This is a genomic window from Planktomarina temperata RCA23 (genome assembly GCF_000738435.1).
Classification (GTDB): domain Bacteria; phylum Pseudomonadota; class Alphaproteobacteria; order Rhodobacterales; family Rhodobacteraceae; genus Planktomarina; species Planktomarina temperata.
The window spans coordinates 159,338-170,927 of the sequence record NZ_CP003984.1; the positions used below are offsets into that span (position 1 = coordinate 159,338).

Here is an 11,590-nt window from a genome sequence, read left to right on the forward strand (position 1 = left end):
GGGGTGTTAAATTCCAAAGATCATCCGCAGGATGCCCCAGCTGGCCAGAGCCAGCAAAAGCAGAAGACAAAACGGCTTGTAAAAATGCTCCCACCTGGAGCTGAATGACAGCTGCCCCAGGATAACCCCAAGAGCCGTGGGTCCAGCCATGGCCAATCCGCGGGCTATGGCGGTTCGGTCCATTAGTCCAAAAGCCAGCAGGCTAAGCGCCGTCGTGACACTGCCCAGAAACAAAAATAACACCAAAGAGGCGCGCATCTCACGCGGTGGCGCATTTTGCGCTAAGACGTAAAGCGCCACAACCATGCCGCCAACACTCGCCAGGCCCGTGGCCACGCCGGCCATCCAGCCCGATCCGTAAAGTCCCCAGTTGCTCGCCAAAAAGCGCAATTGCACCCGGGCAAGCTGCAGGGCGGCGAGACTGGCGATGACGGCAAGCGCGATCAGCTTTGAGGTTTCGACATCCACCTGCGTTGTAAGGGCCAGACCAAAAGGCACGCCAATGGTTGACCCAATGGCCAGACCCAGCGCAACCTTGCGATTGGCCTCCCGCCAGCCGCCGCGCAGCATGAAAAGCGAGGCGGTCATCTCAAGCCACCAACAGACGGGTATCAGTTGGACCGGCGGCAGGATCAAGGCGCCGGATGCCATGACCATGGCGGACAGTGCAAAGCCCGAAAAGCCGCGAACCAACCCGGCAATTAAGCAAATCAGACCGAGCAATGCAAGGTGATCCGGCGGCAGGGCCAAGGCTGCTAAGACCGCTTGCATCACGGGCGCATCTCGCTGGCAATAAGCGCCACGCCTTCTGCAATTTTTCGAACGGGAAGCGAGCTATAGGCCAATCGATAATAATTTTTCGGGGCATCTTGCTGGGTGAAAAACGGCCGGCCCGGTTCGATCAAGACGCCCTTGCTGCGCAGCCGCTCTGCAACCTGCTCGGCGTCGACGTTGGCCGGGGCACGCATCCAAAAGGAGCTACCGCCAAAGGCGCCTTGCCCGGCAACGGTCAGGCCATTTTGGGCGAAGGCCTCCTCCATGGCCAGGCGCCGTGCATGAAATTCTGTACCCATCCGGCGGATCAGCGCGTCGTAATGGCCGAGCGACAGGAAATAGGCCGCCGTGCGTTGAATATGGCCGGGGGGATGGCGCAGCACGGTTGAGCGCAGCGCGCGTGCCTCGCGGATGAATGGCTTGGAGCCCACCAAATAGCCAAGCCGCAACCCTGGAAATAGCGATTTAGAGAAACTGCCAACATAGATCACCCGCCCCTCACGGTCCAAGGATTTCAGCGCTGGAGAGGGTGCTTTGAGAAAGGACATTTCGAATTCATAGTCATCCTCAACAATTAAAAAATCTTTCTCTGCCGCGCGAGTTAGGAGTGTCCGGCGGCGCTCCAGTGGCATTGTGGTGGCGGTCGGGCATTGGTGGGATGGGGTGGTGAAGACCACATCAACATCAGATGGCAAGGCATCTGGCGGCAGGCCTGCCGCATCCACCGCAACACTGGCCACTTGGCAGCGCGACTGGGTTAAAATATCGCGCAGGGATGGGTAGCAGGGGTTTTCCAATGCCGCTGTTCGTCTTTGGTTCAGCAGAACATTCGCAGTTAACCAAAGTGCATTCTGCGCCCCCATGGTGACCAAAACCTCATCTGGTTCGGCCCTGATTCCCCGGCGCGGCAGGGTGTGGCGCAGAATGAATTCGATCAACTTTGGATCATCCCGATCGAAGTAATCACTGGTCAGCGCATCATAATCTTTCGAGCCCAGAGCTTGAAGTGCACAGAGCCGCCAATTCGACCGATCAAACAGGGTTTCATCGGCTTGGCCGTAGATGAAGGGATATTTGTAACTGCCCCAATCGGAGGGTTTCGTAAGTGTCACCCCGCCGGAAAACTTTTGACCAATGGCGCGGACCCAATCCACTTTGTCTTCGCGGGGCATGATGGGGAATTTTGGCGGCTGCGGTGCATTCGTGCTGATATAATAACCGGACCGACCGCGGCTCGTGAGATAATCATCGGCCAGAAGCTCTGTATAGGCGAGGGTCACGGTGATCCGGCTCACCCCCAAATGGGTCGCCAATTTTCGGCTTGAGGGCATTTTTTCGCCGGCCCGAAACCTTCCGCTGAGAATCGCTTCGGCGACCAGTTGTTGGATTTGGTTTTGTAGGGTGCCTTCCGCATCGGGCGGCAAAAAGAAAGTCTCTTCAGAAATCGCCATTTTGGACCTAAACCTATATGACTTTTGGATCTATTGATGCCGAGTTTTCTGTAGGGGCGCAAGGTCTAGAAGTGGTGGCATGTTTGGAAATATTTGGCTGGGTATAAAAAAGGCAGGGACAGGCCCTGCCTTTTTAGTCAGGCTTTGGGAGGATTAGCCAAAGACTCGGCTTAAGGCCTGATCTATTGCATCGGTGATGAGGTCGATATCTTCGGCTGTACAAATCAGCGCCGGTGACAGGCACAGAGTGTTGTTGAACCCTGGCAAGGAGCGGTTTGTCGCGCCGATGATGACGCCCTGCGCCATGCAGTCTTTGACCACCGCCTGCACTTTTGCTTCTGGTGCCGGTTCGCGGGTTTCGCGGTTCGTCACCAGCTCTGCGCCGCAGAACAAGCCTTTACCACGGACATCGCCAATGATGCTGTGCTTCTTAGCCAAGGCTTCGAGATTAGCAATCAATTGCGCTCCGCGGGCTGTGCAATTTTCAAGAAGGTTTTCATCCTCAATGATGCGCATGTTTTCCAGCGCTGCTGCCGGGCCTGCAGTGCAGCCGCCGAAAGTGGAGATATCACGAAAGTATCCCATGTGATCGCTGGCGTCTTTGAATTGCTCGAAAACCTCTTCAGTGGTGACGGTCAACGATATCGCCGCATAGCCGGAGGCGACACCCTTGGCCATTGTTACAATATCTGGCTGGATGTCGTAATGTTGATACCCAAACCAGGTCCCAGTGCGCCCCAGGCCGCAAACCACTTCGTCTATCATAAGCAAAATATTGTATTTTCTGCAAATTTCCTGCACGCGTGGCCAGTAGCCTTCGGGAGGCACAATAACGCCACCCCCTGCTGTGATAGGCTCAAGGATCAAACCGCCAACGGTGTCCGGACCTTCGCGCAGGATGATATCTTCAATCGCATTTGCGGCACGCAACCCGTAGCTTTCGCCTTGTCCAAGGTTGTCTTGGGCAGCTTCGCGATATTCAAGGCAATGCGGCACGGAAATGAAACCTTCGGGGAAGGGGCCATATTGCGCGCTGCGCTCATGCTGGCCACCGGCAGCTAACGTCGCAATGGTGGTGCCATGATAATCGCGCTCGCGATACAGAATTTTATTCTTCTTGCCGCCATATTTTTTATGGGCGATTTGTCGGATCATCTTGAAGCCTTTTTCATTGGCTTCCGATCCAGAATTGGAGAAATAAACGCGGCTCATCCCTGGCATTTTCTCAATTAAGCGCTTTGCAAAATTGGCTGCAGGGATAGAGCCGGCGGCTCCGGCAAAAAAATTCATTTTTACCAGTTGATCGCGTACTGCGTCGGCGATGCTTTCACGCCCGTAGCCAACATTGACGGTCCAAACACCGCCTGAGACCGCATCCAAATGTTCTTTGCCGGCTTGATTCCAAACCCGCATGCCCTTGCCCTCGACAATGATATTGGGGTCAGCGGTTTCGAACATTTTATGTTGGATCAAGTGATGCCAAACATGGGCTTTGTCGTTGGCGACAACTTCACTCAAGTCATTTTGCAGATTGCCGTCCATGGGGCATACTCCTTTTTCAGATGTTTTGGAATGGTCAATTTCTATAGGCTTTCTTCGACACCTATCAGCGCAGAAAAGCTGTGCCAAAAATAGGTCCAGATATATATCCTTTGTATGTCCAAAAAGCATTTCTGCTTGCTGGATGCAACGACTGTTTGCAGTGTTGCGCGGATGATGCCGTCGTGCTGGCGTGAAGATCAGCAGCGGCTGCTCGTTGTGAAATTGGGAGAGACCGAAATAAAAGCTGTGCGAGTCTGAGTAAATATTTCTCTGAATATTTTAAGTGATATTGCGATATCATTCAAAAAAAATCAAGAATATGCTTTGCGCGGCTTGTATTTTATGGTTCGGTATACTCCTGAATTTCGCCATTTTGACCATGCAAGCCGGTCTCATTTTGGCGAGGTTGAATGAAGAAAACAAGTTGGCCATCAAACGCCAGCGCAACTGGGAGAAAGTAATATGAAAATGAAAACTGCATTGAAGAGTGCTGTTGCTGGGTTAACTCTGGTGTCCGGCTCCGCTGCATTTGCAGGCGGCCACGGCGAGTTGAACGTCGCTTATTTTCTAGAGTGGCCAATGCCATTCCAAGCGGCAAAAGTTTCTGGCGCCTATGACGCTGCTTTGGGCATGAAGGTAAACTGGGTTTCTTTCGACACAGGCACAGCAATGTCCGCAGCCATGGCGTCCGGTGACATTGATATCTCCGTGTCTCAGGGTGTTCCACCTTTCGTAGTCGCAACATCAGCAGGTCAAGATCTGCAAATTGTTGACGTGGCTGTGTCCTATGCGGACAACGACAACTGTGTGGTCGCGTCCGGTTTGGAAATCGACAAAAACTCCGCAGGCGAATTGGCCGGCAAGAAAGTTGCCGTGCCGTTGGGCACAGCGGCGCACTACGGCTTCTTGAAACAAATGGAGCACTTTGGCGTATCCTTGGACAGCCTGACAGTTGTGGACATGGCACCTGCTGAAGGCCAAGCGGCCTTGGCTCAAGGTGCTGTCGACATGGCTTGTGGTTGGGGCGGTGCGCTGCGCCGTATGAAAGAATCTGGCAACGTATTGCTGACAGGTGCGGAAAAAACTGAGCTGGGTATTTTGGTCTTTGATGTGACCACAGCACCTTCTGGTTTTGTCGCTGAAAATGCCGATATTGTGGCGAAATTCTTGGCTGTGACTGCTGATGCTAACACCGCATGGAATACCTCTCAGCCTGAATTCATGGCCAACATGATTGCGCAAGATGCCGGTATGAGCGTTGAAGATGCAAAAAGCTCCATGAGCACATTTGTGTTCCCAGACATTGACACCCAATTGTCTCAGTCTTGGCTCGGTGGCAATGCGCAGACCTTCATGAAAGGTGTTGCGGATGTTTTCGTGAATGCAGGTTCAATCGACAGCGCCAAAGGCAGCTATGCTGACAATGTAAATACTGGTCCTTTGGCTTCCGCTAAAGGCATGTAATATTTGAATGAGGTAGGCGGTTTCAGATCGCCTACCTCTCTTTTTACTGTGTGATTAGTCCGCGGGAATCCTCCGTTAACATAAGAGAAGGCCAAGCATTTTGGCCAGAGGGGAGCTTCAGGTGTCAGGCCTGCTTATTGACAATATTTCTATGCGCTTCGATTTGCCCAATGGTGGATCGGTCCAAGCGCTTAAAAACGTAACCTTGGATATAAAATCTGGAGAATTGCTAAGTGTTCTTGGCCCGTCAGGCTGTGGCAAAACCACTTTGCTGAATATCGTGGCCGGGTTCTTGGCGCCCACAGAGGGACAGGTTGTTGTCAACGACCATGCGGTCAAGGGACCCGGACCTGAGCGCGGCATGGTGTTTCAGCAAGGCGCGTTGTTTGAATGGATGACCGTGCGGGAGAATGTTTCTTTCGGACCAGATATGAAGAAAATGCCGCGCATCAAAAGCGTAAAGATCGTCGATCGTTTGTTGGAAGTTGTGGGGCTTCAGGATTTTAAAGACAAGGCGGTTTATGAGCTCTCAGGCGGCATGCAGCAACGCGTGGCTTTGGCCCGTTGCCTGGCCAATGAGCCGGATGTGATTTTGATGGATGAGCCTTTGGGCGCTTTGGATGCTTTGACCCGCGAAAAGATGCAATCCTTGGTGCTTGATCTGTGGAAAGAGACCGGCAAAACCATTATCTTGATCACCCACTCCGTGGAAGAAGCGTTGCTTTTGGGCGAGCGCTTATTGGTTATGGCGCCGCGCCCTGGCCGAATTCACAAAGAGTATCGCCTGCCCTTTGCGGAAATGGGTGTTGGCGCGGATTTACGCGCGGTTAAGAAACATCCCGATTACGCCAAAACCCGTGAGGAGATTTTGGCGATGATTTGGGAAATGGAAGAAGAAATAATGGGCCGCACGGAGGAAAGCGCATGACCGGTTTGATCCTTCTTGCCGTATATATCGCGATTTTTGCGGTTAGTATGGTGATTGTAGCTTGGGCCACAAAACGATTTTTTACCCGCGCTGATTTTACCTCACTCAAGACGGTGACCTTTGGCGATGAAAGCGCTGTAAAGGCGAACCGGGCCGCGTCAGTGATTTCGGTTCTGGCGATTTTCGCCCTTTGGGTGGCTTTTACCAATTCATCCTTGCCTTTGTTCAAGGCCAAAGGTCCGTTCGAGGGTATGGTGGAATTCACCTATACCTCTACCTTGCCTGATGGACGCAGCGATGACGCAACCGTTTCCATTTTGGTCTACCCTGAAGATGTTCAACTGACAGAAGATGCCAATGGAGCGCCAGGGAAAATTCCGAACAAACCTGACGTCGATCTCGGCGAAGGGTTCGCAAAGAACGATACATTGGTCATCCCGCGTTATGGATCAAAGCTGGTCTCTGTGTTCAAAAATGATGAGTTCAAAAAATCAGATGGGGCCATCGTGACCCATCTCAATGGACAGGCCCTCACACCTGGTGAGCAGATTATCTTGTCCGAGGGACGCTTGGCGCTCACCGAAAAAGGCACACCGTTCTTCGAACCCTCCACCGGGTTTCGCATGGCGCGGCTCTATCTGCCTGCTCCGGAAGTGACGACGAACCGCTTTTTACAGCTGAATCGTGAAGGGTATCGCAATTTCACCCTGCTTGAGCATACTTGGGCCTCTTTGCAACGTGTGTTGCTTGGTTTTATCTTTGGCGCGCTTGTGGGTATTCCCCTCGGTTACGCCATGGGGCTGACCAATTGGGCGCGGGGCTGGTTTGATCCGATTGTCGAATTTATGCGCCCTGTGCCGCCCTTGGCCTTGATCCCCTTGATGATTATTTGGTTCGGCATTGGTGAGACGTCCAAAGTGATCTTGCTCTTTCTTGCAGCGCTCTGGATCATGGCTATCGCGGCGCGCTCTGGCGTGTCCGGTGTGGCCATTGCCAAAGTGCATGCGGCCTATTCCTTGGGTGCCAAAAAATCGCAAATTTTGCGTAAGGTGATCATTCCAAACTCCCTGCCTGAGATTTTTACCGGCGCACGGGTGGCCATGGGCGTGTGTTGGGGCACGGTTGTGGCGGCTGAATTGGTGGCGGCGGAAAAAGGTCTTGGCATGATGATCATGGTCGCGGCTAAGTTTCAGCTGACAGATATCGTGATTGTCGGGATTATCCTCATTGGTGTGATCGGTTTTGCCATCGACATTGGAATCCGCAAGCTTGAAGGCTGGCTGGTGCCTTGGAAAGGTAAAGTTTAAGACCTTATCAAACGGGCCCTATGGGCCCGTTTTTTATGCGGCTTTAAGATTTAACCCGGCTGTTGTCTGGGTCGTAAACTGGCCCGTTCAGAAGTCTGGCCGCATAGGGCTTGCCGATGATATCAACAGTTATGCCCTCGACGATATCGGGCTGCATAAAGGCATAGGCGATATTCTTGCCCGTGCGGTGCCCCCAGTCGGCAGAGGTGACCGAGCCTATCAGCCGCCCGCCGGCATAAAGGCTGTCGCTGGGTTGTGGGCTTGCGTGAGTGGCGTCAATCTCAAGCATCCGCAGTCGGCGGCGTTTCTTGTCGCCGCGGGCCATGAGCGCTGCTTTTCCGAGGAAGTCTTTGTCGCGGCAGACAAACCGGTCGAGTCCAGTCTCATAGGGGTCAAACTCAGTGATCAGATCTGATTTCCAGTGGAGATAGCCTTTCTCCATGCGCATACTGTCCACGGCGCGCGCGCCGAAATGTCCGATATCATGGGCGGCGCCGGCCCGCATCAGCGCCGAGTAAGCGGCGAAGAGCGCGGAATTGGGAAGGTGGATTTCATAGGCCAATTCACCTGAAAAGCTCACCGACATGACGATTGCCGGCGCATGTCCAATGCGGGCCTCGCGGACCGAAAGCCAAGGAAAGCCTGCGGCTGACCAATCGCCTCTGGCGCAAGCGCTGAGCACGGCGCGGGATTTTGGCCCGGCCAAGACTAAGATCGTGTGGTCATTGGTCAAACTGCGCAGCGTGACGGAGCCATCTTTCGGCAGATGCTTGCTCAACCAATCCATATCATGGAATTCTGCGGCTGCGGCCGATCCATACCAAATGCGGCCATCTGGGAGATTGGCGATTGTGGCTTCTGCTTTCACATTGCCATAATCATTGAGAAGATACCCAAGCCCCAGTTTTCCAATTTTGCGCGGCACGCGAGAGCAGATCATATAATCCAGCCAATCGCGCGCACCTGGGCCGGTGATCTCAATCCGATTGAACCCGTTCACTTCCGCAAGCGCCACATGATTTTGCACCCGTGCCACCTCGGCTGCGACCAGCTCATGCACCTTTGTGTATCTATAGCCATAGTCTTCCACAAAATCGGGGGTGGGTTTGAAATAGTCCGACCGCTCCCAGCCATTGACCACAGTGAAATGTGCGCCGGCTTGCTCCAAGATCGGGGTCAGAGGTGTGGTTTTGGCTGGGCGCCCCGCCGGGCGGTGCTCATGGGGCAGATGAAAGCGAAACTCGTTTTGATAATCTTGGATGGCGTAAAGGGACGTCAATTCTTGCGTGGCATGGCCGGTGAAACGCCGTGGATCTAAGGCCCATGTGTCATAACAGGCCTCCCCATGGACAATTTGCTGTGCCAGTAGCCAGCCGTGACCACCGCCCTCACCAAGCCCGGCCCTGAGACCTATGATGCAAAAGGCGTTGCGCTTGCCGGGAATCGGCCCAACCAAAGGGGTGCCGTCGATGGTATAGGTGATGGGGCCATTGACCACCTGTTTGATGCCAACTTCCGCAAGGGCGGGCATACGGGAGATTGCCCCTTCCAACACATCCATAACCCGGTCCAAGTCATCCGGGCACAGATCATTGCTGAATTTGGGATCAATCCCATCCATGCCCCAGGTCTTGCAACCTTGTTCATAAAACCCGACTAAGAGACCATTTTTTTCCTGCCGCGAATAATAGTCTGAAATCGGGCAGCGCAGCAGTGGGATCCGATGCCCGGCCTCCATAACGCCCGGCATATCTTCGGTGATGAAATACTGATGCTCCATGCTTGCGACTGGATGCTCTACTCCCATCATAGCGCCAACCTCATTGACCCGGTACCCGCAGGCGTTGACGACAATCTCTGCGCGAATATCGCCCTTGTCCGTGTGCACCGTCCAACTGTCATCGGCATGTTGCGTCAGGTCCGTGACAGAGGTGAAACGGTAGACCTCAGCACCGGCGGCGCGGGCCCGGCGTGCCAAGGCTTGGCAGAGCTGGGCCGGATCGATATGCCCGTCACTTGGATCCCAGAGGCCGCCCATTAGGTTTTCGGTCGAAATCAACGGATGCCGCCGCGCGCATTCCTGTGCATCCAGCACTTCGAACTCAACCCCCATGCCCTTGGCCAGGCTGGTGAAATGCGCGTATCCGTCCATATGAGCTTGCGTATTGGCCAGACGGATGCCGCCATCTCCAAAGTTATATCCGACCGGGTATTCAGGATCTGCGGCCAGCTCTTTGTAGAGTTTGATCGAATGGCTTTTGAGACCAATCATCACCTGCGACATGCCGAAATTGGTGACCTGCGCCGCAGAATGCCAGGTGGTGCCGGAGGTTAATTCATCGCGCTCCACCAGAACCACATCGCTCCACCCCTCCTGGGTCAAATGGTAAAGGGTTGAGCAACCGGCGATTCCGCCGCCGATAACCACAACGCGTGCTTGAGATTTCATTGCCTGCCTCCTGATCCGCACCTTATTCCTGGCACATTGGAAGGGGTTTTGAAAATATTTTTCCACCATTTGATAGTCTGCCAGCGCGGTTATTTTCCTTGACCGAAGCCCGCGTGCGCGAGACGGTGCCTGCAAAAGTAATCGAAGGGAGTGTTATGGCGCGCGCAACAGGTGGCAGAGCGGGGCGACATCTGCGGCGCAGTAAAGCCTTGCCGATAAATCCCGCGCCCCCCGGCGGGTTTGGCGGGCAATATAAACCTTTGAGTATGTCTGATATGGAGCAGATCTACGATGTCGCCCTGCGCTTGCTCGAAGAGCTTGGGGTTGGCGAGGTGCCGGACCGCTTGCGGGATCTCTTTGTGCAGCAGGGGGCTCGATTCGAATCTGGGCGGATTTATATACCGCGTCGCTTGATTGCGCAGGCCGTTGCCGCTGCTCCAAAAACCATCACTTTGCACGGCCGGGATCCCGCGCGCAGCATCGAAGTGGGTGGGGATCGGGTGCATTTTGGCACCGGAGGCGCGGCGGTGCAGACTTTGGATTTGGACAGTGGCGATTATCGTGCATCAACGCTGCAGGACCTCTATGATTTTGCCCGGCTTCAGGACCAATTGACCAATGTCAGCTGGTTTACCCGTTGCTGCGTTGCCACCGATTTGGTTGGAGAGGAGGCTTTGGATATCAATACAGCCTATGCCTTGCTCGCAGGCACCAGCAAACCTGTGGCCACCTCTTTCACCTTAGCGGACCATGTGGCGCCCATCGTTAAGATGATGGATATGGCGGAGGGGCGCGAGGGGGCGTTTTCGGAGCGGCCGTGGTTGGCGGCCCATATCAGCCCGATGATTTCACCGCTGCGATTTGGCGCGGATGCGGTCGAGGTGTGTTTTGAATGCGTGGCGCATAATATCACGGTCAGCTGCATCACCGCGGCACAATCAGGGGCAACAGCGCCGGCCACCCCCGCGGCATTTTTGGCGCAATCTTTGGCGGAAACATTGGCGGCTCTGGCCATGGTGCATGTGATGAAGCCTGGCCATCCGATGATTTTTTCCAACTGGCCATTTGTGATTGATCTGCGCAGTGGAGCGTTCTCGGGCGGAGGTGGTGAGATTGCCCTCATGAATGCCGCATCAGCGCAGCTTTCAAATTGGTTGGGCCTGGTCAGCGGTGTCGCCAGCTCGATGACTGATTCCAAGGCGATTGATGCGCAATATGGTGCGGAGAAAGGGGTGACGGCCCTCGCTGCAGCCTTATCGGGTGCCAATATGATCTACGAAAGCGCCGGCATGACCGCGGCTTTGCTCGGGGTTTCTTTCGAAGGGTTTGTTCTCGACAATGATATGCTTGGCAATATTTATCGCATGCTGCGCGGGGTTGAGGTGACCGATGAGAACCTCGGTTTTGATGTGATTGTGGACGTGGTCCAAGGGGAGGGGCATTTCCTAGGTCATCCCCAAACGATGGCGGCGATGGAGCGGGATTATTTCTATCCTGAGACCGCCGATCGAGAGGCGCCGATTACGTGGCGCGAACGGGGCAGCATGGATGCGCAGACCCGGGCCAAAGCCACGGCGCGCACTTTGTTGCAGCGGCATCCGACCTATTTGTCGGCCCAAGCCGATGCCCGTATTCGCGCGGCCTTCGACATCCAACTGCCACCGCAGCGATAGTT

General features: G+C 54.4%; 8 protein-coding genes. 4 read left to right on the plus strand and 4 right to left on the minus strand.

What is annotated here, in order from left to right; all coding sequences use genetic code 11:
• Positions 1 to 6: 6 nt before the first annotated feature.
• From RCA23_RS00750 to RCA23_RS00760, 3 genes are all read right to left on the minus strand, one after another.
• Entirely contained in the window at positions 7 to 771 is a 765-nt protein-coding gene (locus RCA23_RS00750; protein WP_044048618.1) for a sulfite exporter TauE/SafE family protein, read from the minus strand.
• A complete protein-coding gene (pdxR, locus tag RCA23_RS00755; RefSeq protein WP_044048619.1) occupies positions 771 to 2,225 on the minus strand; it encodes a MocR-like pyridoxine biosynthesis transcription factor PdxR in 1,455 nt (484 codons plus the stop codon). Before pdxR ends, RCA23_RS00750 begins: the two co-directional genes overlap by 1 nt.
• Positions 2,226 to 2,378: 153 nt before the next feature.
• The gene (locus RCA23_RS00760) at positions 2,379 to 3,767 is read right to left on the minus strand and encodes an aminotransferase class III-fold pyridoxal phosphate-dependent enzyme (protein ID WP_044048620.1); all 1,389 of its coding nucleotides are present in this window, start codon (positions 3,765 to 3,767) and stop codon (positions 2,379 to 2,381) included.
• Between the two features lie 468 nt (positions 3,768 to 4,235).
• On the opposite strand from RCA23_RS00760, the gene RCA23_RS00765 reads away from it, so the two are divergent.
• The 3 genes from RCA23_RS00765 to RCA23_RS00775 all read left to right on the plus strand — a co-directional run bounded on the left by RCA23_RS00765 (position 4,236) and on the right by RCA23_RS00775 (position 7,466).
• Entirely contained in the window at positions 4,236 to 5,231 is a 996-nt protein-coding gene (locus tag RCA23_RS00765; protein ID WP_044051153.1) for an ABC transporter substrate-binding protein, read from the plus strand.
• A 121-nt stretch (positions 5,232 to 5,352) separates the two neighbouring features.
• Positions 5,353 to 6,159 (plus strand): taurine ABC transporter ATP-binding protein, encoded by an 807-nt coding sequence (locus RCA23_RS00770; RefSeq protein WP_044048621.1) that lies wholly within the window; start codon positions 5,353 to 5,355, stop codon positions 6,157 to 6,159.
• Between the two features lie 5 nt (positions 6,160 to 6,164).
• Positions 6,165 to 7,466: an ABC transporter permease subunit gene (locus RCA23_RS00775; protein ID WP_044051154.1), complete on the plus strand. Its 1,302-nt coding sequence runs from the start codon at positions 6,165 to 6,167 to the stop codon at positions 7,464 to 7,466.
• 43 nt (positions 7,467 to 7,509) lie between these two features.
• Here the strand turns inward: RCA23_RS00775 and RCA23_RS00780 are convergent, their stop codons facing one another.
• Entirely contained in the window at positions 7,510 to 9,915 is a 2,406-nt protein-coding gene (locus tag RCA23_RS00780; RefSeq protein ID WP_044048622.1) for an FAD-dependent oxidoreductase, read from the minus strand.
• Positions 9,916 to 10,013: 98 nt separating this feature from the next.
• Between RCA23_RS00780 and RCA23_RS00785 the strand changes: the two genes are divergently transcribed.
• Positions 10,014 to 11,588, plus strand: a complete 1,575-nt coding sequence (locus RCA23_RS00785) for a trimethylamine methyltransferase family protein (protein WP_430903132.1) — start codon at positions 10,014 to 10,016, stop codon at positions 11,586 to 11,588.
• The last annotated feature ends 2 nt before the right edge of the window (positions 11,589 to 11,590 follow it).